The organism is Halomicrobium urmianum, from assembly GCF_020217425.1.
GTDB classification, from domain to species: domain Archaea; phylum Halobacteriota; class Halobacteria; order Halobacteriales; family Haloarculaceae; genus Halomicrobium; species Halomicrobium urmianum.
The window spans coordinates 224,702-249,880 of sequence record NZ_CP084090.1; the positions used below are offsets into that span (position 1 = coordinate 224,702).

The 25,179-nt window shown below is 69.2% G+C and carries 29 protein-coding genes; 19 read left to right on the forward strand and 10 right to left on the reverse strand.

Translation table 11 applies throughout. The features are described from left to right. The first annotated feature begins 106 nt into the window (after positions 1-106). Positions 107-1,087 (forward strand): FKBP-type peptidyl-prolyl cis-trans isomerase, encoded by a 981-nt coding sequence (locus LCY71_RS01110; protein ID WP_225334528.1) that lies wholly within the window; start codon positions 107-109, stop codon positions 1,085-1,087. A 342-nt stretch (positions 1,088-1,429) separates the two neighbouring features. Here the strand turns inward: LCY71_RS01110 and LCY71_RS01115 are convergent, their stop codons facing one another. After that, positions 1,430-1,639: a hypothetical protein gene (locus tag LCY71_RS01115; protein WP_225334529.1), complete on the reverse strand. Its 210-nt coding sequence runs from the start codon at positions 1,637-1,639 to the stop codon at positions 1,430-1,432. Between LCY71_RS01115 and LCY71_RS01120 the strand changes: the two genes are divergently transcribed. Next, positions 1,607-2,536, forward strand: coding sequence for a hypothetical protein (locus LCY71_RS01120; RefSeq protein ID WP_225334530.1), 930 nt, complete (start codon positions 1,607-1,609; stop codon positions 2,534-2,536). The two genes, LCY71_RS01115 and LCY71_RS01120, sit on opposite strands and share 33 nt — an antisense overlap. A 166-nt stretch (positions 2,537-2,702) precedes the next feature. Here the strand turns inward: LCY71_RS01120 and LCY71_RS01125 are convergent, their stop codons facing one another. The 3 genes from LCY71_RS01125 to LCY71_RS01135 are packed head-to-tail and all read right to left on the reverse strand — an operon-like array spanning position 2,703 to position 5,275. Further along, on the reverse strand, positions 2,703-3,953 hold the full coding sequence (locus LCY71_RS01125) for a magnesium transporter (RefSeq protein WP_225334531.1): 1,251 nt from the start codon (positions 3,951-3,953) through the stop codon (positions 2,703-2,705). Between the two features lie 42 nt (positions 3,954-3,995). Beyond that, complete coding sequence (locus tag LCY71_RS01130) at positions 3,996-4,625, reverse strand: RAD55 family ATPase (protein WP_225334532.1); 630 nt, start codon at positions 4,623-4,625, stop codon at positions 3,996-3,998. A gap of 29 nt (positions 4,626-4,654) precedes the next feature. Beyond that, positions 4,655-5,275: a MinD/ParA family ATP-binding protein gene (locus LCY71_RS01135; RefSeq protein ID WP_225334533.1), complete on the reverse strand. Its 621-nt coding sequence runs from the start codon at positions 5,273-5,275 to the stop codon at positions 4,655-4,657. Positions 5,276-5,511: 236 nt separating this feature from the next. Here LCY71_RS01135 and pyrB point away from each other — a divergent pair, with 236 nt between their 5' ends. The 6 genes from pyrB to LCY71_RS01165 all read left to right on the forward strand — a co-directional run bounded on the left by pyrB (position 5,512) and on the right by LCY71_RS01165 (position 11,402). Next, positions 5,512-6,426 carry an aspartate carbamoyltransferase gene (pyrB, locus tag LCY71_RS01140; RefSeq protein ID WP_225334534.1) on the forward strand — a complete coding sequence of 305 codons (915 nt, stop codon included), beginning with the start codon at positions 5,512-5,514 and terminating at the stop codon, positions 6,424-6,426. After that, positions 6,423-6,881 (forward strand): aspartate carbamoyltransferase regulatory subunit, encoded by a 459-nt coding sequence (gene pyrI, locus LCY71_RS01145; protein WP_225334535.1) that lies wholly within the window; start codon positions 6,423-6,425, stop codon positions 6,879-6,881. Before pyrB ends, pyrI begins: the two co-directional genes overlap by 4 nt. Positions 6,882-6,978: 97 nt before the next feature. Then, a complete protein-coding gene (locus LCY71_RS01150) occupies positions 6,979-7,923 on the forward strand; it encodes a hypothetical protein (RefSeq protein ID WP_225334536.1) in 945 nt (314 codons plus the stop codon). A gap of 38 nt (positions 7,924-7,961) precedes the next feature. Beyond that, a complete protein-coding gene (locus LCY71_RS01155; protein WP_225334537.1) occupies positions 7,962-8,750 on the forward strand; it encodes an Nmad3 family putative nucleotide modification protein in 789 nt (262 codons plus the stop codon). Between the two features lie 59 nt (positions 8,751-8,809). After that, entirely contained in the window at positions 8,810-10,294 is a 1,485-nt protein-coding gene (gene thiC, locus LCY71_RS01160; RefSeq protein ID WP_225334538.1) for a phosphomethylpyrimidine synthase ThiC, read from the forward strand. 283 nt (positions 10,295-10,577) lie between these two features. Then, positions 10,578-11,402, forward strand: a complete 825-nt coding sequence (locus LCY71_RS01165) for a hypothetical protein (protein ID WP_225334539.1) — start codon at positions 10,578-10,580, stop codon at positions 11,400-11,402. A 23-nt stretch (positions 11,403-11,425) separates the two neighbouring features. On the opposite strand, the gene LCY71_RS01170 is transcribed toward LCY71_RS01165, so the two are convergent. Then, on the reverse strand, positions 11,426-11,986 hold the full coding sequence (locus LCY71_RS01170; RefSeq protein ID WP_225334540.1) for an NUDIX hydrolase: 561 nt from the start codon (positions 11,984-11,986) through the stop codon (positions 11,426-11,428). A 196-nt stretch (positions 11,987-12,182) separates the two neighbouring features. On the opposite strand from LCY71_RS01170, the gene LCY71_RS01175 reads away from it, so the two are divergent. The 8 genes from LCY71_RS01175 to LCY71_RS01210 all read left to right on the forward strand — a co-directional run bounded on the left by LCY71_RS01175 (position 12,183) and on the right by LCY71_RS01210 (position 16,868). Then, positions 12,183-12,365: a DUF1918 domain-containing protein gene (locus LCY71_RS01175; protein WP_225334541.1), complete on the forward strand. Its 183-nt coding sequence runs from the start codon at positions 12,183-12,185 to the stop codon at positions 12,363-12,365. Between the two features lie 7 nt (positions 12,366-12,372). Next, positions 12,373-12,798 (forward strand): RNA-binding protein, encoded by a 426-nt coding sequence (locus tag LCY71_RS01180; protein WP_225334542.1) that lies wholly within the window; start codon positions 12,373-12,375, stop codon positions 12,796-12,798. After that, positions 12,798-13,493, forward strand: a complete 696-nt coding sequence (locus tag LCY71_RS01185; RefSeq protein WP_225334543.1) for an RNase P subunit p30 family protein — start codon at positions 12,798-12,800, stop codon at positions 13,491-13,493. Before LCY71_RS01180 ends, LCY71_RS01185 begins: the two co-directional genes overlap by 1 nt. A gap of 202 nt (positions 13,494-13,695) precedes the next feature. Continuing rightward, positions 13,696-14,115, forward strand: coding sequence for a hypothetical protein (locus LCY71_RS01190; protein WP_225334544.1), 420 nt, complete (start codon positions 13,696-13,698; stop codon positions 14,113-14,115). Between the two features lie 40 nt (positions 14,116-14,155). Next, positions 14,156-14,806 (forward strand): class I SAM-dependent methyltransferase, encoded by a 651-nt coding sequence (locus LCY71_RS01195; RefSeq protein WP_225334545.1) that lies wholly within the window; start codon positions 14,156-14,158, stop codon positions 14,804-14,806. Next, the gene (locus LCY71_RS01200; protein WP_225334546.1) at positions 14,803-15,276 is read left to right on the forward strand and encodes an Rpp14/Pop5 family protein; all 474 of its coding nucleotides are present in this window, start codon (positions 14,803-14,805) and stop codon (positions 15,274-15,276) included. The genes LCY71_RS01195 and LCY71_RS01200 overlap by 4 nt, the downstream gene beginning before the upstream one ends. 2 nt (positions 15,277-15,278) lie before the next feature. Continuing rightward, the gene (gene psmA, locus LCY71_RS01205) at positions 15,279-16,085 is read left to right on the forward strand and encodes an archaeal proteasome endopeptidase complex subunit alpha (protein ID WP_225334547.1); all 807 of its coding nucleotides are present in this window, start codon (positions 15,279-15,281) and stop codon (positions 16,083-16,085) included. Positions 16,086-16,142: 57 nt separating this feature from the next. Further along, entirely contained in the window at positions 16,143-16,868 is a 726-nt protein-coding gene (locus LCY71_RS01210; RefSeq protein WP_225334548.1) for a ribosome assembly factor SBDS, read from the forward strand. Between the two features lie 19 nt (positions 16,869-16,887). Here LCY71_RS01210 and LCY71_RS01215 read toward each other — a convergent pair whose 3' ends face one another. Continuing rightward, on the reverse strand, positions 16,888-17,232 hold the full coding sequence (locus LCY71_RS01215; RefSeq protein ID WP_225334549.1) for an FUN14 domain-containing protein: 345 nt from the start codon (positions 17,230-17,232) through the stop codon (positions 16,888-16,890). A 273-nt stretch (positions 17,233-17,505) separates the two neighbouring features. Between LCY71_RS01215 and katG the strand changes: the two genes are divergently transcribed. Together katG and hflX are read left to right on the forward strand one after the other, a co-directional pair. Further along, positions 17,506-19,632 (forward strand): catalase/peroxidase HPI, encoded by a 2,127-nt coding sequence (gene katG / locus LCY71_RS01220; protein ID WP_225334550.1) that lies wholly within the window; start codon positions 17,506-17,508, stop codon positions 19,630-19,632. Positions 19,633-19,777: 145 nt separating this feature from the next. Further along, on the forward strand, positions 19,778-21,088 hold the full coding sequence (hflX, locus tag LCY71_RS01225; RefSeq protein WP_225334551.1) for a GTPase HflX: 1,311 nt from the start codon (positions 19,778-19,780) through the stop codon (positions 21,086-21,088). A gap of 30 nt (positions 21,089-21,118) precedes the next feature. On the opposite strand, the gene LCY71_RS01230 is transcribed toward hflX, so the two are convergent. From LCY71_RS01230 to LCY71_RS01240, 3 genes are all read right to left on the reverse strand, one after another. Then, positions 21,119-22,543, reverse strand: a complete 1,425-nt coding sequence (locus tag LCY71_RS01230) for an NAD(P)H-hydrate dehydratase (protein WP_225334552.1) — start codon at positions 22,541-22,543, stop codon at positions 21,119-21,121. Positions 22,544-22,625: 82 nt separating this feature from the next. Further along, positions 22,626-22,901 (reverse strand): acylphosphatase, encoded by a 276-nt coding sequence (locus LCY71_RS01235; protein ID WP_225334553.1) that lies wholly within the window; start codon positions 22,899-22,901, stop codon positions 22,626-22,628. A gap of 73 nt (positions 22,902-22,974) precedes the next feature. Then, positions 22,975-23,880 carry a DNA-3-methyladenine glycosylase family protein gene (locus LCY71_RS01240; RefSeq protein WP_225335862.1) on the reverse strand — a complete coding sequence of 302 codons (906 nt, stop codon included), beginning with the start codon at positions 23,878-23,880 and terminating at the stop codon, positions 22,975-22,977. Between the two features lie 85 nt (positions 23,881-23,965). On the opposite strand from LCY71_RS01240, the gene LCY71_RS01245 reads away from it, so the two are divergent. Next, positions 23,966-24,436, forward strand: coding sequence for a DUF555 domain-containing protein (locus tag LCY71_RS01245; RefSeq protein ID WP_225334554.1), 471 nt, complete (start codon positions 23,966-23,968; stop codon positions 24,434-24,436). Positions 24,437-24,833: 397 nt separating this feature from the next. Here the strand turns inward: LCY71_RS01245 and LCY71_RS01250 are convergent, their stop codons facing one another. Beyond that, entirely contained in the window at positions 24,834-25,070 is a 237-nt protein-coding gene (locus tag LCY71_RS01250; RefSeq protein WP_225334555.1) for a UPF0058 family protein, read from the reverse strand. Between the last annotated feature and the right edge of the window lie 109 nt (positions 25,071-25,179).

Below are 25,179 nucleotides of genomic sequence, written 5' to 3' on the forward strand. Positions count from 1 at the left end.
GACGATCACCGCCCCGAGAGCCGCGGGATTGCGCGTCGGTAGCGCTCGCTGACTGTCCGCATAGCGAAACGTTGTCCTTAAGAGTGCAACGACTGTCCCGTACGGTATGAGCAACGACTCCGAGGCCGAGGAGGCCGACGCCGAAGCACAGCAAGAGGAGACACAGGCCGATGAGGAGGTCGCCGAGGAGGAGACCGAGGACGGACTCCAGCAGGGCGACTTCGTCGAGATCGACTACACCGCACGCACGGTCGACGAGAGCGACCTCGTCGACACGACCGACGCCGACGTCGCCGAGGAGGAGGGCGTCGGCGAAGACCAGGAGTTCGGTCCCCGCACCATCGTCCTCGGCCAGGGCCACCTCTTCGAGGCCGTCGAGGAGGACATCTACGGCGGCGAGCCCGGCGACACCGGTGAAGTCGTCGTCCCCGCCGCCGAGGCCTTCGGCGAGTACGACGAGAGCGAGGTCCGCACGGTCTCCAAGGACAAGATCCCCGAGGACGACCGCTATCCCGGCGCGCACGTCGACGTCGACGGCGAGCACGGTCACCTCGAGACGATCATCGGCGGCCGCGCGCGCGTCGACTTCAACCACCCGCTGGCCGGCGAGGACATCGAGTACGAGTACGAGATCCTCGACGAGGTCGACGACCGCGAGGAGCAGGCCCAGGGCATCCTCTCGATGATGCTCGACATGGAACTCGACGTCTGGTTCGAGACCGAGACCGTCGAGGAAGAGCAGATGGTCGAGCCCGACGAGGACGACGCCGACGAGGACGAGGAGCCCGAGCCCGAGTTCGAGACCGTCGAGACCGAGAAGGAGACCCTCTACATCGAGGCCACGCCCCAGCTCACCATGAACCAGCAGTGGATGATGGGCAAGCAGCAGATCGCCCAGCAGCTCACCCAGCTGCTCGACGTCGACCGCATCATCGTCCAGGAGGAGCTGGGCGGCGGCATGGGCATGCCCGGCATGATGGGCGGCATGGGCGGCGGCGCCGGCGGCGCCGACATCGAGGAGGCCCTCGAGGACGCCGACGTCGACGCCGAGGAGATCGTCGAAGAGATCGAAGGCGCCGAGGAGTAGAAGAGCATACCGCACCGTAGGCGCGGTTTCTCCGGACGCGAGCGAACCCGACGAAGTAAAAAGGTACGAGCGACGCCGAGGAGACCGTCGAGGAGATCGAAGGCACCGAGGAGTAGGTGGACGCGACCGTCGGGAGCGGCCACCTTGAATCCGAGGGGGGTTCTGGCGAGCGCAGCGAGCCAGGGCTCGGAAGTCGAGCGAAGCGAGTCTTTCGGGGAACGCAGTGACCCGCGCAGAGTAACGTCGCTGCGGACTTTTCCCCGTTTTTCACCGCCGATCAGCGACCGCTCTCAGCTGCCGACGCTGAAAGCGGTCGGCGTGTAGCGGCCGGTTGCGGACCCGCTACCGCTGTTGCGAGCCGCGCTGGTCCCCCCGCTGGCCGCCGACCCGCGGGAAGGCGTCCTCGTCGTACTCCTGATCGACGGGCGCGGCCTGGGGCGTCGGCTCCCAGAAGCCCTGATCGGCAGATCCTGGCTCGCCGAAGGTCTGCTCGGTCCCGACGTAGTCCGGCGACTGGTCGTGGCGACCCTGACCACCGAACTGGAGCCCCATGTCGGGCTCGCCCGTCTGGCTACCGGGCTGCTGACCGCCGTGCTGCTGGGCGCTCTGTTGCTGGCCGCCGTGCTGCTGAACACCGGCGCGCTGCGGTCCCGGCTGCTGCCCGCCGAACTGCTGACCGCTCGACTGTCGGCCGCCCTGCTGTGTCCGCTGCCGGCCGCCCTGTCGCTCCATCTGATACCGCCGCTGCCGTCCGCTGGCCGGCTGTCGCTGGGTCCCCTGCCGCTGGTGGGACTGCTGGGTCCCCTGCTGCTGCCCGCCTTGCATCGACTGGCGTCCCCGCGTCGACCGACCGCCTTGCGAGGAGGCCCGTCCCTGTTCGCGCTGGGTCGGCCCCTGTTCGGTCGGCGGCCGCGCGCCGGGTTGCTGACCCGACGGCTGCTGGCGCGTCGGCGCGTGCCGCCCCATCGACTCGCGGGACGGCTGCTGGTTCGACTGCGGCTGGCGTCGACCGCTCCGTCCGCCCTGCTGGCCCCGACTGGACTGCTGACCCTGCCGGGATTGCTGACCGCTCCGGTGCTGCTGGGAGCCCCGGCCCGTCTGCCCGTGCTGTCCGGCCTGGCGCTGCTGCGTCCGCTGTCCGCCCCGTCCCCCGCCACCTCGCTGCTGCGACTGCGGGCCCTGGCCTGCCTGCCGTCGCTGGCCGGTCTGTCCCCGCTGCGACGGCTGACCGTGCTGGGACTGGCCGCCGTGGCCCTGGGGCTGTTGCTGGCCCCGGTGTGTGTCCCGGGCTCGCTGGTCAGTCTGTCGACCCGTCTGTCCCCGGTGGCCGGCGTGGCCCTGCGCTCCTCGCTGATTGCCCGGCGCCTGATCGGACTGCTGGTCGATGTCCTGATTCCGCTGGCCGCGCCGACTGTCGTCGTGGTTGTGGTGAGTCATGGATTCAATTGAGCGGTCGATCGATCGCCCGGTGGGGCGTCCCGAACCAGGGCGCGAACACCATAGAAGGTTGGCCCGGCAGGCGCGCTACCGTCCGTTCGTGGCAGTTAGGTCGCCTGTATCGGGGAGCCACGTGACCCCACCTGGTACGTGGCGACGCCGGGGACGGCGGTGGCCGCTACAGCAGCACGGCCCGCGCCAGGCCCAGGAAGACGAAGAAGCCCAGGACGTCCGTCGCGGTGGTGATGAAGATGGTCGCCGACGTCGCGGGGTCGTAGTCCATCCGATCCAGGACCAGTGGGATGAGCGCGCCGAAGAAGCCCGCGATGACGAGGTTCAGCACCATGGAGACGCCGACGACCAGGCCCAGCACCGCGCCCTGATTGAAGACGGTGGCGATGACCGCGACGAGGACGCCGGTGATCGCCCCGTTCGCGGCACCGGCGATGGCCTCGTTGCCGATGACGCGCGCGCCCGTCGAGAGCGACACCTGCTCCAGCGAGATTCCCCGGACGGTGACCGCCATCGACTGCGTCCCGGCGTTGCCGCCCATGCCGGCGACGACGGGCATGTACGCCGCCAGCAGCGGGAGCGCCTGGATCGTGCTCTCGAAAGCCCCGACGACGCCGGCCGCGAGGAAGGCGGTCCCGAGGTTGATGATCAGCCACTTGTAGCGGCTCCGGATCTTCACCCCCGGGCCGTCGAGGACGCTCTCCTCCTCGCTGACGGCGGTGAACTCGTAGAGGGTCTCCCCGGCCTCCGACTCGATCAGGCGCAGGATGTCGTCGGCGTAGATGACCCCCAGAATCGACCCGTCGTCGTCGAGGACCGCCACCTCGCTCTCGGGATTGTCCCGGAACACGTCGACGACCTCGGTGTCCGGCCGGTCGTACCGAACCGACGGGACCTCGTAGAGGTGGTCGCGCTCGACCCGGTCGCCGCGCTCCCGCACAGCGAGCGCCTCCGCCGGGAGCTCGCCGAGGAGGTCCCCCGCCTCGGTCACGAACACCGTCGGGAACCGGCCGGTGCGCTCCTCGTGGCGGCGGACGCGGTCCGCCACCGCCCCGAAATCGACTCCGAGGTCGACGGTGACGTAGTCCAGGTCCATCAGGCCCGCCGCGCTCTCCGGGCTGAAGCCCAGCAGGAACTCGATCCGCTCGCGGCGCTGCTCGTTCAGCCTGTCGAGGACGCGCTCCTTTCGCTCCTCGTCGGCGTACCCCAAGACGTCCGTCGCCTCGTCCGGGTCGAGGCGGCGCACGAAGCCCGTGAGGTCGTCCTCGCTCAGCCCCTCGACGACGTTCCGACGGACCGTCTCGGGGAGCTGGAAGAACACGACCCGCCGGCGGTCCGGCGGGAGGTCCCTGAAGGCCGCTCCCGGCGACGGCGCCGCCGCTATCGACTGCTGCACGTCCGGCGTGGCCGATGCCATATCCCACGTGAGTAGCGCCGCGACGTAAAATTCACCGGGCGGTCAGGCGATGTCCCGGGACGTGTCGATGCTGACCTCCTCGACGAGGTCGAGCTTGATCACGTCCGCCGGTGCGCGCCCGCTGCGGAACTTCGGGATGGCCAGCTTGTTCTCGATTTCGTCGCCGGAGACGCGCGTCTCGAGGCGGAAGACCACGTCCGCGAAGTGCTCGGTGGTGTCCCGCAGCGGCGGCACCTCGTGGCCGTCCAGGCAGTGCAGGATGGCCAGGCTCCCCGTGTTGACGATGTGGTTCTGCATGTCGTTCATGAACGCCCGGAAGCGGGAGTGGGGCTCCTGTGCTTCCAGCACGTCCAGCGGATCGACGATGAGGTTGGAAGTCTCCGGTAGCGCGGAGACGAGCTTGCCGGCGTTGTCCAGCGGCGCCTCGCCGGAGATGTGCCGGACGGTCGGATCGCCTGTGGTCGCGGGGGTCTGCTCGATGCTGGCCAGGACGGCCTCCGCCGTCCGGTCCAGCGACAGCCAGAGGGTCCCGCGGGTAGCCGTCAGCTCGTAGAGGAACAGCTCCGCCTGGCTGGCCGGCTCCGCGGTCAGCGCGACGATGCTCCCCTCCGGAATCCCCCCGTCGAGTTTGCGGTCGAGGACGTCGATCCCCGTCCGCAGGCGATTCACCATTCCAATGCGTTAACACTGTCTCCAGCGGATTAAATATTCCGCCTGAAACTGGTAGCAACTCGGTCGTAGGCCCGCGCGACCCTCGCGGACGAGAGGGGATCCGAGACGGCCGGCACGTGCCCCAGCGTCGGACAGTCGAGCAGCGGCGCCGGGTCGACGTCCCCGTCGCTCCGGACGACGACGGACCCCACCGCCGGCGCGTCCAGCGTCTCGGCCATCGCCGCGCTCTTCGCGGCGTCCTCCAGGCTCTCCCGCGACGGCGTCGTCACCACGAGCGATCGGTCTGCCACCCGCAGGGGGACCGCCGCGTCAGGCGACGCGCCAGCCGGCGCGTCCAGCAGGACCGGCCCCGTCCGTGACCGGAGCCGCGACGCCGCCTCGAGCAGGTCCGCGTCCGTGCCGTCCCCGGCGGGAACCACGTGGACGCCCGGCAACTCCGCTGCCCGATGCGTCGCCTCCCCCAGTCCCCCGTCCGCCAGCCGTCCCAGCCCCGGCTCGGCCGGCGTCCCGGCGACCAGGTGGAGATCCGGCATGTCCCGGTCCGCGTCGACGGCGACCGGCGCGTCCCCCTCGGCCGCCAGCGCCCGGGCCAGACAGGCCGTCGTCGTGGTCTTGCCACAGCCGCCCTTTCCGCCCACTACGGCGAGCATGGCGGGGCTGGCTCGTCGTGATATTTGAAGGGTTGCCTCGTCTGGAGCCCCGCCCTTCGGGCGCGTTACCTCACGGCTCACTTCGTTCGCCGTTCGGTCTGTCCGAGGCCTCATTTCGGTCGGCCTCGTGGCTCGCGTGTCGCTCCTGTCAGTCGCTCCCGCTCGCATTGACGAGGCGCCCGGTGGCGCCTCGCATGTCGAGACATTCAAGAGCGTTCGAAGCGCGGTACTACCCGATGCGCCAGGACCACATCATCAGCGCGAAACAGCTCTCCCGCGGGGACATCGAGGAGGTGCTGGACCGCGCTGCCGACATCGCCGAGGACCCGGGCGCGTACGCGGACCGGTACGAGGGGACGCTCCTGGGCCTGCTCTTCTTCGAGCCGAGCACGCGGACGAAGATGAGCTTCTCGGCGGCGATGAAGCGGCTGGGCGGCGACGTCGTCGACATGGGCACGGTCGAGTCCTCCAGCGTCAAGAAGGGCGAGTCGCTGGCCGACACCGTCCGCGTCGTCGAGGGCTACGCCGACGCGCTCGTGCTGCGCCACCCCAGCGAGGGGTCGGCCAAGATGGCCGGCGAGTTCGTCGACGTCCCGCTGATCAACGCCGGGGACGGGGCCGGGCAGCACCCCACGCAGACGCTGCTCGACCTCTACACCATCCGCGAGAACGCGGGCTTCGAGGACCTCTCGATCGGGATCATGGGCGACCTGAAGTACGGCCGGACCGTCCACTCGCTGGCCCACGCGCTGACCAACTTCGACGCGCGCCAGCACTTCGTCAGCCCCGAGAGCCTCCGGCTCCCCCGCAGCGTCCGCTACGACCTCCACGAGGCCGGCGCGGAGGTCCGCGAGCACACCGACCTCGACGAGGTGCTCCCGGAGCTGGACGTCCTCTACGTCACCCGGATCCAGCAGGAGCGGTTCCCCGACGAGGACGAGTACCGCGAGGTGGCCGGGGAGTACCAGATCGGCGAGGACACGCTCGCGGCCGCGCGCGACGACCTCACCATCATGCACCCGCTGCCTCGCGTCGACGAGATCGCCCACGGCGTCGACGACACCGACCACGCGACCTACTTCCAGCAGGCCCACAACGGCGTGCCGGTCAGGATGGCCATTCTCGACCTGCTGCTCGGAGGTGACCGATGAGCGACCACGAACTCCGCGTCAGCAAGATCCGCAACGGCACCGTCATCGACCACATCGCCGGCGGGCAGGCGCTGAACGTCCTCGCCATCGTCGGCATCGACGGCAGCGGCGGCGACGCCGTCTCCGTCGGCATGAACGTCCCCTCGGACCGCCTCGGCCAGAAGGACATCGTGAAAGTCGAGGGGCGGGAGCTGTCCCAGGACGAGGTCGACGTCCTCTCGCTGATCGCGCCGGCAGCGACGATCAACATCGTCCGCGACTTCGACGTCGTCGAGAAGCACCGCGTCGAGCGGCCCGATCAGGTGGTAGGTGTCCTCGAGTGTCCCAACCGCCACTGCATCACCACCGAGGACGAACCGGTTCAGTCGCGCTTCGAGGTCCTGGAAGACGGCGTCCGCTGCGAGTTCTGCGACACCATCGTCCGTGAGGACCTGGCCGAGCTCATCGTGGACTGAACAACTGGCGACTCCGTTTCCCCCGTCCGCACTCCTTTCTCTCCAATATACTTTCATCCTAGCAAACACTTTGGGGCGCGAGGCCGTCGGTATCACCGTGACCGAGGACACCGAGGAGGTTTCGGTGGACGACGGCGCTCCCGGTTCGAGCGGCGACCGGCACCGAGACGGGCGAGTACGCGACGACGCGCGCGAGGAGCGGGCGGTCCCGGACGGGGCGAGCGAGGACGACGGACCTGCGAGCCGCGAGGGCACGAACGAAGCGAGCGGCCTCGATCCGAGCGAGCGGGAGCCGAGTGAAACGAGACGACACGCGAGCCGCGAGGCCGACCAGCGGGAGCCCTCGGAACGAGCGAGCGGGGACGAAGGACCCGCGAGCCGCGAGGGCGCGGCGGAGTCCTTCCTGGCGGTCGAGCGCGAGCTCTCGTTCGGCGTCGACGGCGGACGGACGTGGGGGCGGGCCGTCGACGTCGACCGCGTCGCGACGGAGGACGTACCCGAGGACCACCCCCAGCCAGTCGCCACGGACACAGCGCTCGCGCTGACGGTCGCCGTCGAGGGCGACGAGTCCCGGACCGCGGTCCTCTACTTCGAGTGGCCGGGCGACGGCGGCGCCGAGCGGCTCCGGCGGCTGCTCGCGCTGCTGGGGATCGGGCCGGACCAGTTCGCCGACCTGCACGGGCGGCGAGTGCCGCTCCGCCGGGAGTCGGGCCACGTCGTCGCGAACGTCCCCGACGAGGATCCGCGCGGCACGCGGCTGGGCGTGGTCGGCGTCGTGGCCGGCGTCGCCGGCACGATCGCCCTGTTCGCGGGACAGACAGTCACGCCCGGATGGGCCCAGCTACTGCTGCTCGCGCTCGTCTTCCTCGTCCTCCCGGTGTCGACGTACCTCGACGCGTGGTACCTCCGGACCCACACCGACTGGGACCAGGGGATCATGTTCTGGGTCCCGCTGGCGATTGCGCCCGGTATCAACCTCGTCTCCTCGCTGGCCTACCTCGCGATGCGGTGGCGGGCGACACCGCTCGTGCCGGAGGACTGACCGCAGGGGTTATCGCCGCGTCGGGCGTGGCGTCGGTGATGACCGTCGTGTTCGCAGGCGTGGGGGCCGACGACAGCAACGTCAACGCACACGCGCCGCTGTACGCGGACGGCCGCTTCGAGTACGTCCCCATCCCGGAGAAGACCGTCGAGACGGACGAGTCCCGCACCTTCGGCGACTGGGACCTCCGCTACGACGACCGGACGGCCGCGGACCTGACGAACCGGCTGGACACATACCCGGAGGACGGCGAGGCCCGCGTCGTCAGGGACGAGGCCGTCGCGGAGTGGCCGTTCCACCGCGACCCGAACTTCGAGGCGCTGACCTACGGCGAACACCGCGCCGGCTTCGGGCAGTACGTCCCGCGGCTCCGCCGGCTGGATCCCGGGGACGTCGTCGCGTTCTACACATCACTCCGGCGCGAGGCCGACCCGCGCAAGCACCGCTACCTGATCGGGTACTTCGCCGTCGACGAGGTGACCGTGATCGAGCCGGACGACTCGCCCGCGGCGAAGCGCGAGAAGCTGGCGCGCCACCCCGAGAACGCCCACGCGAAGCGCGCCAGGGAGGCGCCCTTCTACGACGACAAGCCGCTGGTGGTCGTCGACGGCCGCGAGCCCGGCGGCCTGTTCGAGCGCGATCCGATCCGGCTCAGCGAGTACCGCGAGCGGCCGGACGGCCGCGGTGGGTACTACCTCCGGCCCGAGGCGCGCGAGCGATTCGGCGTGGTCGAAGGCTCGGAGTACATGACGCGGAAGCCGGCGCTCGTGAGCGACCTCGACGCAGACGCATTCGTCGCCGACGTCGGGCGACCCGGCGAGCGATGACCGCCGAGCGCGACGCTCGGCAAAGTTTATAACCGAGTTGTATCACTAGGTTATCGCCAATGGCAACCCAGCTCCAACGCGCACGCGACGGCGAGGTGACGCCAGCGATGGAACGCGTCGCCGAGCGAGAGAACGTCGACCCGGAGTTCGTCCGCGAACAGGTCGCCGAGGGGCAGGCCGTGATTCCAAACAACCACGGCCACGACGCCCTCGATCCGATGATCATCGGTCGGGAGTTCGCGACGAAGGTCAACGCCAACATCGGCAACAGCGAGGAGACCAGCGACCCCGACGGGGAACTGGAGAAGCTCCACACCGCGGTCCACTACGGCGCGGACACGGTGATGGACCTCTCGACGGGGAGTGATCTGGACGAGATTCGCGCGGCGAACGTCCGCCATTCGCCGGTCCCGATCGGTACCGTGCCCATCTACGAGGCAGTCAAGCGCGCCGGGAGTCCAGCGGAGATGACCCACGAACTACTGCTGGACGTGATCGAGAAGCAGGCGGAGCAGGGCGTCGACTACATGACCGTCCACGCGGGCGTCCTGATGGAACACCTGCCGCTGACCGACGGCCGCAAGACCGGCATCGTCTCCCGCGGCGGCTCGATCCTCGCGAAGTGGATCGAAGAGAACGGCATGCAGAACCTCCTCTACGCCAAGTTCGAGGAGATCTGCGAGGTCTTCGCCGAGCACGACGTCACCTTCTCGCTGGGCGACGGCCTCCGCCCCGGCTCGATCGCCGACGCCGGGGACGAAGCCCAGTACGCCGAGCTGGGGACGCTGGGCGAACTGACGCAGACCGCCCGGGACCGCGGCGTCCAGGTGATGGTCGAGGGGCCGGGCCACGTCCCGATGGACGAGGTGGCGGAGAACGTCGAGAAGCAACAGGAGGTCTGCGACGGCGCGCCCTTCTACGTGCTCGGGCCGCTCGTGACCGACGTGGCGCCAGGCTACGACCACATCACCAGCGCCATCGGCGCGACTGAGGCCGCGCGGGCGGGCGCCGCGATGCTGTGTTACGTCACCCCGAAGGAGCACCTCGGCCTCCCCGAAGAGGAGGACGTCCGCGACGGCCTGGTCGCCTACCGCATCGCCGCCCACGCCGCCGACGTGGCCAACGGCCGCGAAGGTGCCCGCGACTGGGACGACGCGCTCTCGGAGGCCCGCTACGAGTTCGACTGGCGTCGGCAGTTCGAACTGGCCCTCGACCCCGAGCGAGCCCGCGAGTACCACGATCAGACGCTGCCCGGAGACAACTACAAAGAGGCGCGGTTCTGTTCGATGTGCGGCGTCGACTTCTGCTCGATGCGGATCGACCAGGACGCACGCGAGGCCGACGGCGAGATGGAATCCATCGACGACGCGACCGACATCGCGGAGAGCGCTGCCGCTCAGGTCAATCGCCCACCGGTCGGGGTCCACGAGGCCGAACGAAGTGAGGCCTCGAAACGGGCGAGCGGGAGTGAGTGCAGCGAACGACACGCGAGCCACGAGGCCGACCGAAGGGAGGCCTCGGACAGAGCGAGCGGGAGCGACTGACAGGAGCGACACGCGAGGCCGCCGAGCCGGACCCGGATCGGGGCGTGGGTCCCGCCGTGATTACCAGAAAGGTATCGAAAGATAGTTTCCGTAATAGTATTAATACAGAAAGAATATAACCGATAGGGACGTACTTGGTAGTGATGTCCAAGAAGGCCGTTCTCCTGGTCGCCCTGGTCGCGCTCGCACTGGCGTACGTCGTCCGCGAGTGAGCGCGCCCGCTTGCATCGCTCGTCAACCACCTTTTCCGAACCCTTACTCCGCTGGAGGCGTACGTCGGGATATGTACGGCGTCGTCACGCGCAACGAGGAGGAGCTGTCGTGGTCGGAGTTCGACAGGGGCTTCTACGAGGTCAAAGACGTCACCGGCCGGGCCGCCGAGCCCGTCGCTGACGCCGTCAACATGGTGTCCTGCTTCGCCGACAACGCGGTCGAGGGCGAGGACGACATGGTCCCGGTCGACGACGAGGGACTGCAGGCGACCCGCGACCGCGAGTACTTCGACTGGACGTACGTCTGCCCGACCCACGACCGCTACCGCGAGGGGTTGCTCGAGGCGATCGAGGACGCCGCCGGAGCCAGCGGCGACGTGCGCCTCGACGACGTCGGCTTCCCCCGCGACGAGTACTGCCACTGTGACCGCTGCGAGCGCCGCTTCGCCGAGAGCGACTACGAGGACCGGAGCGAGTGGCGCGACGCCGTCATGACCGAGTTCGTCGCGGACGCCCGCGAGCGCGTCCCGGGCGACCTCTACCTGACCCTCTACCCGGACCCGTACCCCGGCCACCTCTCCCGGCGCTCCGGACTGGACGTCGCAGCCATCGAGGAGTACGTCGACGAGTTCGTCGTCCCGCTGTACGACATGGCCTACACCACCACCTACTGGCTGGAGGTGCTGGCCAGCGGCTTCGCGGACCTGCTGTCGACGCCGTTCAGCGTCGAACTGTACGCGGTGGACGTCGACGTCGACGACCTGATCGACGCCGCCGAGGTCGCCGACGAGTACGGCGAGTCCGTCCTCTTCGGCTACGACGCCAGCAACGCCCGCGCCGCGCTGCGCCGGATGACCGCCGACGCGCGTGACGGGAAGCAGTTCGGGCCGGAGTGACGTCGAACTGATTGCAGACCGGACTAGTCCAGCCGCCGCCGTCGCCACTCCAGCAGTTGCTCGCGGTCCCGCGTCTCGTCGGGCAGTTCTTCGAACCACTCGGCGTCCGTGATCTCGCCGTCCGGGTCGGCCACGTCGAGGGCCGTCGACCGGGCCCGCGCCTCGTAGATGGGGAGGACGCCCCACGTCTCGCGGCTATCGCAGTGGAAGACGGCCCGGCCGAGGATGCCCAGGCCCTCGTAGTCGGCGCCGATGCCGGCCTCCTCGCGGAGTTCGCGCCGGGCCGCCGACCGAAAGGAGTCGTCGCCGTCGACCTCGCCGCCGGGGAGCACCCACATGCCGACGTCCTCGTGGTAGACGAGCAGCAGCTCCCCGGAGGGGCGGTAGACGACGGTGTGAGCGCCGTAGGGGAGGCCGTTGTCGCGGATGCGCTCGCCGACCGTCCGAAAGCGGGTCCGTGGGACCGTACGGTGGCGCGTGAACTCCACGTAGTCCTCGTGGCCGTCGGCCAGTTCGTGGTAGGTCCGCTCGGCCTCCTGCGTGGCCACGTCCCCGAGGTACCAGAGGTCGTCGACGGCCGTCATGGTCCCGGTATGGAGGGCCGCGTCGGTTCGATCCGCTGTCCGCCGGTCATGCGCTCGGATACGGACGGTACCGCAATAAGTGTTCGAGACGGCGTCTCCGCGAACGCAGTGAGCGGGGGCTCGAACGGCGAGTGGAGCGAGCCGTTCGGCGGCCAGAATCAGTCCCTTTTTGCGGTCCCCACCTGTACCGCCGGGTATGGCATTCGAAGAGGACGACAGCGTCATCCTGCACGACGAACACAGCGAGCACGACGGCGAGGAAGGCACGATCACCCAGATCGTCGAGACGATGTTCGGCGACGAGAACTACACCGTCTCCTTCGAGGACGGCCAGGTCGCGGGCGTCCCCGAGGACAACCTCGAGTCCGCGGAGGAGTAACCCGCCGATGCCGTCGGTCCCGTTCCACTACGTCGAACTCCGCGCGTTCGCGTACGCCACCGAGGACGAGAAGCGCGTCGTGGAGGCGCTGGAGACGTTCCTCCCGGAAGAGACGGAGCTGGAGCGGGCCGAATCGGAGGGCCACTACGGGGACCGCATCGTCGTCCTGTCGACCCGCGTCGAGAACGCGGACGAGGTTCGCCACGTCCTCTCGCAGGTCGCGCAGATGGACGAGATAGACGACCTCTACGACGAACTCGACGACCGGGTCGACGACAACTGTTCGTTCTTCCTGACGTTCGACAAGCAGGCGGCCTTCGAGGGCGAGGTGCAGCGCGGCGACGGAATCACGCTGCGGGCCAAGGTCGAGGCGTATCCGGCCAAGCGCGAGAACGCCGTGGCGAACGCCCGCGAAGCGCTGGACGCACTGTGATGTACGAGGCCGTCCACGTCGCGCCGGAGGGCTCGGCGACGGCGGCCCGCGCCGCCCTGACTGCTGCCGAGTACGGCTACGACGGCATCGTGGTCCGCAACCACGGTGACAGCCCGCCCGACTACGACCCAGAGGCCGTCGCCGACGAGTACGGGATCGACGTCGTCCCCGGCGTCGAGGTGCGGGCCGACGACCCCTCCCGCGCCAGCGGGTTCGTCGGCTCCCACCGGGCCGAGGCGGTCGTCGTCGCGGTCCACGGCGGCTCGACCGCGATGAACCGCTTCGCCGTCGAGCAGCCCGCGGTGGACGTCCTCGCCCACCCGATGGCCGGCGACGGCGACTTCGACGCGGGGATGGCGAAGGCCGCCGTCGACAACGGCGTCCGCGTGGAGCTGTCCCTGCGAGCGGCGCTGCGCTGCTCCGGCGGCCGGCGCGTCCGCCGCCTGCAGGACCTCCGGAAGCTCCGGGAGCTGGTCGACCACTACGACGTGCCCTGCGTCGTCAGCGCCGATCCGCGGAGCCACCTCGAGCTCCGGGGTCCGCGAGAACTCCGGGCAGTCGGCGACGTCGTCGGCCTCGACGGGGACCGGGTCGAACGTGGTCTCGAAGAGTGGGAAACCCTCGCCGAGCGCAACCGCCGCCGCCAGTCGGACGACTTCGTGGAGCCCGGCGTCTGGATCGACGACGAGGCGTAGCAGCCGACGCCGCCGCGCCGGTGGACGCCGCGAAGTCGGTCGAGTGTAGCAGGCGTTCGGTCGGACGTGTCGGACCTGCCGGTCGCTCTATCGTTACCAGACTTCCCGACGTCGCCCGGATTCGCCGCCCGTGCCCCGCCCGCCCTTTTTTACCGCGTTTAACGACGGTAAACTCATGGTGAGGAAACACGTTGTCCCGCTCATGGGGTTGGACGATTCTGGTTTCGACGCGGTGGTGATGTCCGCCCTGGCTGGGGTCCTGGGCGGCGTCTACCTCGTCGGCTCGAGCGTGGCGATAATGGCGAACAGCGCGGAAGGTGCCCTCCTGCTGGGGGGTTCAGTCGGGGTCACGACGGTCGTCGGCGTCCTGTTGCTGACGACCGCCGGCGCGCTCCTGGCCGGGCAGCGCTGGGCACGGTACCTGGGCGTCCTCGCCTTCGTCTCGGTCGTGGCGTTCGGCCACCCGACGCCGGAAGCGATCGAGGCCGTCCCCGTCTTCCAGACGGTGGTCGCGGTCCTGTCGGTGCTGTACCTGACGTTCCGGGACCCGGTCGGCAAGGGCGACCGGTCGAACGTCGACGACTCGACCAGCGCCGCGAAGGTCGGGTCGACGATCCGGTGACACCGGGACGTACTTGACGGGCCCGTCCCAACCGGGCCACATGAAGAAGTCCCTCGAGGAGCACGCCGAGCGCTTCTCCGACCACGCCGCCGACTACGACGAGAGCCAGGACGCGCCGGAGTACCGAGCCGCCGCCGACCTCGTGGCCACCTACGCCGACGCCGGCCCCGACGAGACGGCTCTGGACCTCGGGACGGGCACCGGCGCCATCGCCTTCCCTCTCGCCGAGTCGGCCGGGCGGGTGATCGGCCGGGACATCAGCGAGGGGATGCTCGATCGCGCCCGCGAGAAGGCCGCCGAGCGCGGCGTCGAGAACGTCTCCGTCGGCGAGGGCCGGTTCCGCGACCCGAACGTCCCCGAAGGCGCCGACGTCGACGTGGTCACCTCGAACTTCGCGATGCACCACCTCGGTGACGACGAGAAGCGCGAGGCCATCGACGAGATCGCCGCGCTGGAACCGCGCCGGTTCGTCCTCGGCGACGTGATGTTCTTCGGCGAACCGAACCCCGACGACCCCTTCTACGGCCCCGAGGTCGACGACCCGGCGACCGTCGGCGTGCTGGCGGACGCCTTCACCGACGCCGGGTTCGCCGTGACGGCGGTGGAGATGGTCTCCGATCAGGTCGGCGTCCTCGTCGGCGACCGGACAGAGGCCCGATCCGAAATCGAGGTCTCGGAGACCGAACCGTGACGTCACTCCCCAAGCACCTCCGGCCGCGCTGGCGGTACCTGGGCGTCGCCATCGAGTCCGGTCCGCAGGCCGGCCTGACGCGCCGGGACTTCCAGCGGTCGGTGTGGTACGCCGGCCAGAACCTGCTCGGCGACGCGGCCGCCGCCGACGTGGACCTGACCGTGCTCGGCTTCGCGTTCGCGGACGGCGCCGGCCACGCGGTGGTCCGGACCCGACGGGACGAGGTCGACCGCGCCAGGGCGGCGCTGGCCTGCGTCTCCGAGGTCGACGGCAGCGACGTCGGCCTGTTCGTGCGCGGGACGAGCGGCACCGTGCGGGCGTGTGAAGAAAAGTATATACCCGACGCACCGGAACGGACGGACCAGAGACAGGTCGCGCTCGCGGGCGCCGAACACCGCGTCGCCGTGCGAGGCGAGCGCGTCGATCCACTCGACGACGGCCCGGGCGCGACGGAACTCGATCTCAACTAACGATGCAGGGACAGAACCAGCAACAGGCGTACGACCGCGGTATCACCATCTTCTCGCCTGACGGCCGGCTCTACCAGGTCGAGTACGCGCGGGAAGCAGTCAAGCGCGGGACGGCGAGCATCGGCGTCCGCACGGCCGGCGGCGTCGTCCTCGTGGTCGACAAGCGGATCCGCTCTCCCCTGATGGAGCGCTCGTCGGTCGAGAAGATCCACAAGGCCGACGACCACGTCGGCATCGCCAGCGCCGGGCACGTCGCCGACGCCCGTCAGCTGATCGACTTCGCACGCCGCCAGGCGCAGGTCAACCAGCTCCGGTACGGCGAGCCCATCGGCGTCGAGACGCTCACCAAGGCCGTCACCGACCACATCCAGCAGTACACCCAGGTCGGCGGCGCGCGCCCGTTCGGCGTCGCGCTGATCATCGCCGGCATCGCCGACGGGGAGCCGCGCCTCTACGAGACCGACCCCTCCGGAACGCCCTACGAGTGGAAGGCGCTGGCAGTCGGCGCCGACCGCGGCGACATCCGGCAGTACCTCGAGGACAACTACGAGGAAGAGATGGACCTCGCGGCCGGCGTCGGGCTGGCGCTGTCTGCGCTGGCCTCGGTCAACGAGGACGGCCTCGCTCCCGAGGGCGTCGGCGTCGCGACGGTCGACGTCGAGACCGAGCAGTTCCAGGAACTCACCGACGAGGAGAAACGGGAGCACCTGGAGGAGAACGGCCTGCTGGACGAGAGCGGCGGGAACCCCGGCGAGGACGCGGAACCGGACGACGAGACCGGTAGCGAGGACGCCGGGGACGAGGAGTAGGCGCACCGCGCGGCCATCGTGGAAACACCTTTTATCCGCGGCCAAGTAGCCACCTCCATGATATCACTCGACGAGGCCGTGACGGCGCGCCTCGAATCCCACGGGGAGCGATTCGAGGTGCTGGTCGATCCGGACGCGGCGCTGGCGATGAAGCGCGGGGAGTTCGACGGGGAACTCGAGGACGTCATCGCGGCGGAGGACGTCTTCGAGAACGCCGACCGCGGCGACCGACCGCCCGAGAACGCACTGGAGGAGGTCTTCGGGACGACCGAGCCACTGGAGATCATCCCCGAGGTGGTCGAGCGCGGTGAGATCCAGATCACGGCCGACCAGCGCCGCGAGATGCAGGAGCAGAAGCACCGCCAGCTCGTCCAGCGCATCACGCGCAACGCGGTCAACCCGCAGATGGACGACGCGCCCCATCCCCCAGAGCGGATCGAGTCCGCCCTGGAGGAGACGGACTTCCGGGTCGATCCGATGGAGCCCGTTGAGAACCAGGTCGACGAGGCGCTGGACGCGCTGCGACCGGTCATCCCCATCCGCTTCGACGAGGTGACCGTCGCCGTACAGGTGCCCGCCGACTACGCCGGCAGCGCCCAGGCGCAGATCCGCCAGTTCGGCGACCTGGACCGGGAGGAGTGGCAGTCGGACGGCTCGTGGATCGGCGTTCTCACGTTCCCCGCGGGGATGCAGAACGACTTCTACGACCTAGTCAACGAGCACACCAGCGGCGAGGCCGAGACGGAGATCATCAAGGACGAGGACGACATCGGCACCCGCTAGACCGTCCGTCGCCGAGGCGCTACCCCTTCCGGAAGCCGACGAGGAAGCCGCCGGTGAACCCGGCGCTGACCGGCAGCGCCGACAGAACGCTCGTGATCCAGGAGGGAGGGGTGTTCGCGGCGCCGCCGGCCGTCTGGGTCGCGTTGCCCGCGGCCCCGGTCAGCGCGTCCCAGTTCACCTGCAGGATACCGCGCGTCTCGAGGAACTTGAACAGCGCCAGCTGGAGGCCGACGATGACGGCGATCAGCTTGGCGATCTTCTTCGCGGCGAAACCGATGATTCCGCCGATGGCTGCACCACCACCCACTTCCAGGCCCAGTTGCTGCATACCGAGCCCGTCTAGCTGTAAGGCGAACTCTACCATGTCAGGAGGCTCTGCGTCCGGGGTTAAGGCTTTTGTGTCCACGCGCGCCCGAACGCCGCCGACAGACGCCCGCCTCGAAACCGACGCCTACCGACGCGAGTCCGGGACGCGAGACGGTACCAATCCACCGTACGGAGTCGTTAACTTTGGCTATAGCCAACCAAATTCTTATTCCGAACGTGGACCTGGACACTACTGGATGAGTCACATCGCCCCCGAACGCGAGATTGGTGCCCCCCGAAGAGCCGACGAGACCTCGGAGGTGGCCTGACGATGCGAGGAGAGAACCATGAGTGGTGGCCGAACAAGCTGAACCTGGACGTCCTCGATCAGAACGCCGAGGACGTGGGCCCGTACGGTGAGGACTTCGACTACGCCGAGGAGTTCCAGAAGCTCGACCTCGAGGAGGTGAAGGCGGACCTGAAGGACCTGATGACGTCGTCGCAGGACTGGTGGCCGGCCGACTACGGCCACTACGGTCCGCTGTTCATCCGGATGGCGTGGCACGCCGCGGGTACGTATCGCACCGTCGACGGCCGCGGTGGCGCGTCCGGCGGCACGCAGCGGTTAGCCCCGCTCAACAGCTGGCCCGACAACGGGAACCTCGACAAGGCGCGGCGGCTGCTGGAGCCGATCAAGCAGAAGTACGGCCGCAAGCTCTCGTGGGCCGACCTGATCGTCCTGGCCGGGAACACCGCCCTCGAGTCGATGGGCATGCAGACGCTCGGCTGGGCCGGCGGACGGGAGGACGCCTACGAGCCCGACGAGGCCGTCTTCTGGGGCCCCGAAGAGGAGTGGGAAGCGCCCCAGGACCAGCGCGTCGACGAGGACGGTGAGCTCATGGAACCGCTCGGCGCGACCGTGATGGGCCTCATCTACGTGGACCCCCAGGGCCCGAACGGGAATCCGGACCCGCTCGAGTCCGCCGATCGGATCCGCGAGGCGTTCGGCCGCATGGCGATGGACGAGGAGGAGACGGCCGCGCTGATCGCCGGCGGACACACGTTCGGCAAGTCCCACGGTGCCGCCAACGACGACATGGGCCCCGAACCCGAGGCGGCCCCCATCGAGGAGCAGGGCCTCGGTTGGCCCGGGTCCGGGAAGGGCTCGGAGACGACCACCAGCGGCATCGAGGGCGCGTGGAACGCCTGGCCGACGATGTGGGACACTTCCTACCTCGACAACCTGCTCGACTACGAGTGGGAGCTGACGGAGAGCCCCGCCGGCGCGAAGCAGTGGCAGCCGGTCGAGGAGGAGGCCTACGACACCGTTCCGGACGCCCACGATCCCTCCGAGAAGCACGCGCCGATGATGATGACGACGGACGTCGCCCTCAAGCGCGACCCCGAGTTCCGGGAGATCATCGAGAACTTCCGCGACAACCCGCCGGAGTTCCTCGACGCCTTCGCCCGGGCGTGGTTCAAGCTGATCCACCGCGACATGGGCCCGCCAGAGCGGTTCCTCGGCCCGGACGTGCCCGAGGAGACGTTCCTCTGGCAGGACCCGCTCCCCGACGCCGACTACGACCTGATCGGCGACGATGAGGCGGCAGACCTCAAGGCCGAGATTCTCGACTCAGAACTGTCGGTGTCCCAGCTGGTCAAGACCGCCTGGGCGGCGGCCTCGACCTACCGCGACAGCGACAAGCGCGGCGGTGCCAACGGCGCTCGCATCCGCCTCGAGCCCCAGCGTAGCTGGGAGGTCAACGAGCCCGCGGAACTGGAGTCGGTGCTGTCGACCTACGAGGCGATTCAGGAGGAGTTCAACGGCTCCCGGTCCGACGACGTGCGGGTCTCGCTCGCCGACCTCATCGTGCTGGGCGGCAACGCGGCCGTCGAGCAGGCCGCTGCCGACGCGGGCCACGACGTCGAAGTCCCGTTCGAGCCCGGCCGCACCGACGCGACCCAGGAGCAGACCGACCCCGAGTCGGTCGAGGTGCTCAAGCCGGAGGTCGACGGGTTCCGCAACTACTTCGGCGGCGACTACGACGTGCCGGCCGAGAAGATGCTGGTCGACCACGCCGACCTGCTGGACCTGACGGCATCCGAGATGACCGTCCTGATCGGCGGCATGCGCGCGCTGGGCGCGAACTACCAGGACTCGGACCTCGGCGTGTTCACCGACGAGCCGGGGACGCTCAGCAACGACTTCTTCGTGAACCTGCTCTCCATGGACTACGAGTGGGAACGGGTCGACGACGCCGGGGAGCACTTCGAGCTGGTCGACCGCGAGACCGGCGAGGTCGAGTGGGAGGCCAGCCGCGTCGACCTGATCTTCGGCTCGAACTCCCGGCTCCGGACTCTCGCCGACGTCTACGCGGCCGAGGAGGAGAAGTTCGTGCAGGACTTCGCCGACGCCTGGCACAAGGTCATGACCCACGACCGCTTCGACCTCCAGTGAGGTCCACGTCGAACCCGTAACGCCGGCCGTCCCGCCCTTTTTCTCCGAGGCGACAGGACGGATAGCTCTCGACGAGTCCCGCCTCCGGAGGTCGGTTCGCTCCCCGGACTGGATTTAAATAGCTACCGACCGTAGTACGAGATTAGTGACGGCGAGACAACAGACCGAGCGCGCCGTGATCGCCAAGCGGGTGGACTCGGGGACCGCTGACACCGAAGAGATCACGCAGCTCGCACGCAGCGCCGGCTACGAACCGGTGGCGGAGATCACCCAGACGCGGACCGAGGACCCCGCTTACCACATGGGGGAGGGAAAGGTCGAGCGCCTCGCGAACGCGGTCGCCCGCGAGGACGCGCACGTGGTGATCTTCGACAACCAGCTCGGACCCTACCAGACCTACAACATCGGGAACAAACTCCCAGAGGGCGTCCAGGTCATCGACCGGTTCCGGCTGATCCTGGAGATATTCGGCCAGCGGGCCCAGACCCGGAAGGCCCAGCTCCAGGTCGAACTGGCCGAGCTGCGATACGAACTGCCGCGGGCCGAGGCGAAGGCCAGTCTCGCCAAGCGCGACGAACGCCCCGGCTTCATGGGTCTGGGCGAGTACGACGAGAGCCGCGAGCGGGACATCAAGAGCCGGATCTCGCGGATCCGGGACGAGCTGGCGTCCATCGAGGAGACCGAGGAGCAGCGCCGCGCCCAGCGCCGCGAGTCCGGGTTCGACCTCGTCGCGCTGGCCGGCTACACGAACGCCGGGAAGTCGACGCTGCTGCGTCGGCTGGCCGAGGACGTCGACGTCGACGAGAACGAGCAGCTCCACCCGGACCTCGACGCCACGGCCGAGAGCGAGGACCGGCTGTTCACGACGCTCGGGACGACCACGCGCCGGGCCGACTTCGACCGACGTGACGTCCTCGTGACCGACACCGTCGGGTTCATCTCGGACCTGCCCCACTGGCTCGTCGAGTCGTTCAAGTCGACGCTGGACGCCGTCTACCGGGCCGACCTCGTCCTGCTCGTCGTGGACGTCAGCGAGCCCGTCGAGGAGATCCGCGAGAAGCTCGTCACCAGCCACGACACCCTCTACGAGCGCAACGAGGCGCCCATCGTCACCGTCCTCAACAAGACGGACAAGGTCGACGAGGAGGAGGTCGAGCGCAAGCGGGAGGCGCTGTCCGCGCTCGCGCCGACCCCGGTCGCCGTCAGCGCGAAGGACGGCGAGAACGTCGATGCGCTGATCGAGCGCATCGACGCGGAGCTCCCGGACTACGAGCGCGAGCGCCTCGTCCTGCCGATGACCGACGACACCATGAGCCTCGTCTCCTGGATCCACGACAACGCCCACGTCGAGGACGTCGACTACGGCGATCAGGTGGTCATCGAGTTCGAGGCCCGCCCGACCGTAGTCGAGCAGTCCCGCGCGAAGGCCGGCGAACTCGCCGGGGCATCTGCCTGACGGCCGGTTTCGCGACTCAGGTTCTGGTTTTCACTCCCTCGCGTCCGCGAGTACCTGCGGAATCGCCTCGACGACGTCGGAGGCGAGGTAGCCGCGGTCCCGGTCGTCGTACAGAGCGTCGCCGGCGCGGCCGGTGACGTGGGCGGCGACGCAGGCCGCGTCGAACGGGTCGAGGTCGTCAAGCAGCGTCGCGACGATACCCGAGAGCACGTCGCCGGTGCCACCGACCGCAAGCCCGGGGTTGCCGGCCCGGTTGATCCGCGTCCGGTCGCCGTCGGAGATCACGTCCACCGTCCCCTTCGCGAGGACGACGTGGCCGAGTTCGTCGGCGACGGCTGCGACCGCCTCCGTCTCGTCGGCGAGGTCGTCCACCTCGGGGCCGCCCAGCTCCGCAAGTTCGGCGCTGTTGGGCGTGCACACCACGTCCGCGTCGGTGTCGACCTCGGGGACCACGGACAGCGCGTCGGCGTCGGCGACGACGGGCCCCTCGAAGTCGGTCAGGAACCGCCGGGCCGCTTCGAGAGTCTCCTCGTGGGTTCCCAGTCCCGGTCCGATGACGACGACGTCGTCGTGGTCGGTGGCGGTCTCGACGAGGTCGTCGACCTGATCGGGCGTCAGGTGGTCGCCGCCGTAGGGCTGGACGATCAGGTCGGGCGCGTAGCCCTGGATCTCGTCGGCGACGGTCTCGGGTGCGGCGACGAAGGACAGCTCCGCACCGGCCGCCAGCGCCGCCTGAGCGCTCAGCGCCGGCGCACCGGTGTAGGGGCCGCCACCGACGACGAACGCGCGTGCGTCCCGCTGACGGGCTCGCAGGCGCAGCAGGTCGCCTCGCTCGACGACTCGCTCGGCCGCCGCCGGGATGCCGATGTCCGCGACGGTCACCTCGGCGTCCAGGTCGGCCAGCCCCGGCTTCGCGTCGTGGAACGTGACCACGCGGTCGGCCTCCACGGCGTTCCCCGCGAGCTCACCGCTCTCGGCGTCGAGGCCGGAGGGGACGTCGACCGAGACGACGGTCGCGTCGGAGTCGTTCGTCGCCTCCGCCGCGGTGGCGGCCGGCTCCCGCAGCGCGCCGCTGATGCCCGTCCCGAGCATCGCGTCGACGACGACGTCGGGGTCTCCGAGGTCGAACGCCGAGGCGTCGCGGACCGCCTCCGTCTCGTAGTCGGCGCGCTGGAGGGCGTCCCAGTTCTCCCGGCTGATCGCCGTGGTGATCGTCTCCGCGCGGCCGAGCAGGCACACCCGGAGGTCGTACTCGTCGAGGAAGCGCGCCGCGACGAGGGCGTCGCCGCCGTTGTTCCCGCGACCGGCGACGACCGTCACGCTCGCGCCGGGGTCGGCGACCCCCTTGACGGCGCGGGCGACGGCGTTGCCGGACGACTCCATCAGCTGCTTGCGCGGCACGCCAAGCGCCGCCGCGTTCTCGTCGACGACGGCCATCTCCGAACCCGTGATCATGGGCGACGGTTCGCCCGCGACCCTCTAATCGTATGGGGACGCGGCGAACCGTCCGGGCTGCCGACGCGGGCGTGCGGAACCCTCACCAGCGGACCTCGAACCCGTCCAGTCCCTCGGGGTCGCCGTACTCGACCTCGACGTCGTCGACGCGGGCCTGCGGGCTGCCCTCGTGGCAGAACTCGACCATCTCCTCGACGTCGGCCTCGGGGCCCTCGAACACCGCCTCGACGCGGCCGTCGTCGAGGTTGCGGACCCAGCCGTCGACGCCGGTCTCGTCGGCCCGTTCCCGCGTGGTCGCCCTGAAGAAGACGCCCTGGACCTCGCCGGAGACGAACACGTGCGCTCGCGTCTCGCTCATGGGCGGTCGTTCCGGCGGCGGCCACTAAACTGCTGGTGGCTCTCCGTGCCGACCGCGTTCGACGACTCCGCGATTACTCGGCCCCGCCGTTCCGGAGGTAGTGAAAGAGGTACGTCTGGGCGTAGCCGGCGTACTCGCCGCCGAGCGCCTCGCGGATGGCTCGCGACGTCTCCGCGTAGCTCCCGCAGTCGCAGTCGGGGTAGTACTCGGCGATGGTCCTGCGGATCCAGGTGTCCAGCGGGACGGCCTCCAGATAGTCCAGCGAGAACAGCAGTACGCAGTCGGCCACCTTGTCGCCGACGCCGACGAATCGGGTGAGCGACTCGCGGGCCGCCTCGTAGGACAGTCCCCGTGCGTCGTCGGGGTCGGCCTCGCCGCCGGCGACCATCTCGGCGGTCCGCTGGACGTACGGCGCCCGGTAGCCCAGTCCCAGATCGCGCAGTTCGTCCTCGGTCGCCGCGGCGAGGGCCGCCGGAGTCGGATAGGCGCGGTAGGTCTCGCCGTCGAACTCGACTGGCTCGCCGTATGACCGTCTGAGCGCCCGCTGCATGTCGTGGATCCGACCGACGCGCATCTGGGCCGAGCAGATGAACGAGACCAGCGACCCGAACGGCGGGTCCCGTACGATGCGCATCCCCCAGTAGGCGTCGTAGGCGTCGCCGACCACGTCGTCGTCGGGCGACGCGGCCCTGATGGCCGGCAGGTCGTCGTCCAGCCTGAGCCGCCGCCGGAGGTGCGGTCCGGCGTCTGTCGTCGACTCCCACTCCAGGCGCCCGTCGACCTGACGCGCACGGACGACGTGCGAGCGGTCGTCCTCTCGGACCGTCGTCCAGTACCAGGCGTCGCCGCCCGACGGTCCCTCCGTCTCGTACATCCGGCCGTCCTCGCGGTCCCAGAGGTACGACTGACCGCTCTCGATCGTCGCCTGCAGGTCCAGTCCCCCCGCGAGCGACGAGACGTCCACGTGGCCCCGCTGCATCGCTCTCATCGAGGGACCGCGGCCGTTTCTGGCTTTCGAGACGGCCGGGCCAACCTTCTTAATAGTGGCTGTCATACCGCTAGACATGAACTGTCGAGTTGTCGTCGAAGCGGCAGTGCCCGTCTACGACGTCGAGACCCCGGACGAGGCGGTCCGGATCGCCATCTCGAAGACCGGCGAGATGCTCAACCCGGACCTGAACTACGTGGAGATCAACATGGGCGAGCGGTCCTGCCCGCACTGCGGCGACGAACTCGAGCCCGCGTTCATCGCGGCCGACGAGAGCCTCGTCGCCCTCGAGCTCGAGATGACGGTGTTCAACGTCGAGCGCGAGGAGCACGCAGCCAGGATCGCCCGGAAGGAGATCGGCCAGCGACTGGAGAACATCCCGCTGGACGTCCTGGAGATCGAGGAGATCGACGACGACGAGGACGAGGAGGACGACGAGTCCACCGAGGAAGTCGAGGTGACCGTCGAGGAGGTCACCGAGGCCGACTCGAACCGGGACGACGATGACGACGTCCTCCCCGAGTTCGAGGAGCTCATCGACGAGTAGCGCGCCGACCACTGGCACACCGCACGCGACATCTCGCCCCCGCTTCTACCCACTGGCGACTCGATCAGACCAGCGGCGTCTGCGACGCTGCCGGACCCGCCGTCAACGAGGTGCCCGCGTCCGTAGCGCGGGCGCGGTCGGATCGAGCCGAACCGATAGACGGTCCCGCTCCGCGACGCGGTTTCGTCTCACGCGCGGTTATACGGTGCCTTCCACGGCACGAACGGTCTAAACGATCGCATGGACCGCCGTTAGAAACTGGATACCGACGGGAACGTCTCTCGCTGATTCGGGCCGTCGAAACCGTACGGAGAGCGACTGCTGCGGCGAGAGCATTCGAAAAAGCAGGAGACCTGCGTCTGACGGGTAGAGATGTCGAACGGAGAAGACGCTGGAATCAGTCGGCAGCGGCGGAGACAGGCTCTTTCTCTTCGTCGTTCATCTCTGACGTGATCCCCTTGGCGAGAGCGAAGACTGCGGCCTTGTGATCGGTCTTGGACTTGTGAATCGATGTCGGCTGGACGCCGAGCTCCGCGTATTCGTCGTGTTCCACCGTATCGCCCGTTTCCTGCTCGTAGTGGCTCTGTACCTGTGCAAGCAGGCCGTGAAGATGGATTAGTTCCTGCTTTTTCATGGTCACCCCCACCTAATAACTCGAGGGTTATAGTAGTACTCTGAGTGACGTTACCATACGTCCGTCCGGAGTATAACGGTCTATAACCGTCGATTCCGAGGACCGTGAA

What these genes read in the sequence shown, in the direction of transcription:
- LCY71_RS01110 (WP_225334528.1), top strand. Translation starts at nt 107, where the DNA reads ATGAGCAACGACTCCGAGGCCGAGGAGGCCGACGCCGAAGCACAGCAA.
- LCY71_RS01115 (WP_225334529.1), bottom strand. Translation starts at nt 1,639, where the DNA reads ATGGGGCTCCAGTTCGGTGGTCAGGGTCGCCACGACCAGTCGCCGGAC.
- LCY71_RS01125 (WP_225334531.1), bottom strand. Translation starts at nt 3,953, where the DNA reads ATGGCATCGGCCACGCCGGACGTGCAGCAGTCGATAGCGGCGGCGCCG.
- LCY71_RS01130 (WP_225334532.1), bottom strand. Translation starts at nt 4,625, where the DNA reads ATGGTGAATCGCCTGCGGACGGGGATCGACGTCCTCGACCGCAAACTC.
- LCY71_RS01135 (WP_225334533.1), bottom strand. Translation starts at nt 5,275, where the DNA reads ATGCTCGCCGTAGTGGGCGGAAAGGGCGGCTGTGGCAAGACCACGACG.
- pyrB (WP_225334534.1), top strand. Translation starts at nt 5,512, where the DNA reads ATGCGCCAGGACCACATCATCAGCGCGAAACAGCTCTCCCGCGGGGAC.
- pyrI (WP_225334535.1), top strand. Translation starts at nt 6,423, where the DNA reads ATGAGCGACCACGAACTCCGCGTCAGCAAGATCCGCAACGGCACCGTC.
- LCY71_RS01155 (WP_225334537.1), top strand. Translation starts at nt 7,962, where the DNA reads ATGACCGTCGTGTTCGCAGGCGTGGGGGCCGACGACAGCAACGTCAAC.
- thiC (WP_225334538.1), top strand. Translation starts at nt 8,810, where the DNA reads ATGGCAACCCAGCTCCAACGCGCACGCGACGGCGAGGTGACGCCAGCG.
- LCY71_RS01165 (WP_225334539.1), top strand. Translation starts at nt 10,578, where the DNA reads ATGTACGGCGTCGTCACGCGCAACGAGGAGGAGCTGTCGTGGTCGGAG.
- LCY71_RS01170 (WP_225334540.1), bottom strand. Translation starts at nt 11,986, where the DNA reads ATGACGGCCGTCGACGACCTCTGGTACCTCGGGGACGTGGCCACGCAG.
- LCY71_RS01175 (WP_225334541.1), top strand. Translation starts at nt 12,183, where the DNA reads ATGGCATTCGAAGAGGACGACAGCGTCATCCTGCACGACGAACACAGC.
- LCY71_RS01180 (WP_225334542.1), top strand. Translation starts at nt 12,373, where the DNA reads ATGCCGTCGGTCCCGTTCCACTACGTCGAACTCCGCGCGTTCGCGTAC.
- LCY71_RS01185 (WP_225334543.1), top strand. Translation starts at nt 12,798, where the DNA reads ATGTACGAGGCCGTCCACGTCGCGCCGGAGGGCTCGGCGACGGCGGCC.
- LCY71_RS01190 (WP_225334544.1), top strand. Translation starts at nt 13,696, where the DNA reads ATGGGGTTGGACGATTCTGGTTTCGACGCGGTGGTGATGTCCGCCCTG.
- LCY71_RS01195 (WP_225334545.1), top strand. Translation starts at nt 14,156, where the DNA reads ATGAAGAAGTCCCTCGAGGAGCACGCCGAGCGCTTCTCCGACCACGCC.
- psmA (WP_225334547.1), top strand. Translation starts at nt 15,279, where the DNA reads ATGCAGGGACAGAACCAGCAACAGGCGTACGACCGCGGTATCACCATC.
- LCY71_RS01210 (WP_225334548.1), top strand. Translation starts at nt 16,143, where the DNA reads ATGATATCACTCGACGAGGCCGTGACGGCGCGCCTCGAATCCCACGGG.
- LCY71_RS01215 (WP_225334549.1), bottom strand. Translation starts at nt 17,232, where the DNA reads ATGGTAGAGTTCGCCTTACAGCTAGACGGGCTCGGTATGCAGCAACTG.
- katG (WP_225334550.1), top strand. Translation starts at nt 17,506, where the DNA reads ATGCGAGGAGAGAACCATGAGTGGTGGCCGAACAAGCTGAACCTGGAC.
- LCY71_RS01230 (WP_225334552.1), bottom strand. Translation starts at nt 22,543, where the DNA reads ATGATCACGGGTTCGGAGATGGCCGTCGTCGACGAGAACGCGGCGGCG.
- LCY71_RS01235 (WP_225334553.1), bottom strand. Translation starts at nt 22,901, where the DNA reads ATGAGCGAGACGCGAGCGCACGTGTTCGTCTCCGGCGAGGTCCAGGGC.
- LCY71_RS01240 (WP_225335862.1), bottom strand. Translation starts at nt 23,880, where the DNA reads ATGCAGCGGGGCCACGTGGACGTCTCGTCGCTCGCGGGGGGACTGGAC.
- LCY71_RS01245 (WP_225334554.1), top strand. Translation starts at nt 23,966, where the DNA reads ATGAACTGTCGAGTTGTCGTCGAAGCGGCAGTGCCCGTCTACGACGTC.
- LCY71_RS01250 (WP_225334555.1), bottom strand. Translation starts at nt 25,070, where the DNA reads ATGAAAAAGCAGGAACTAATCCATCTTCACGGCCTGCTTGCACAGGTA.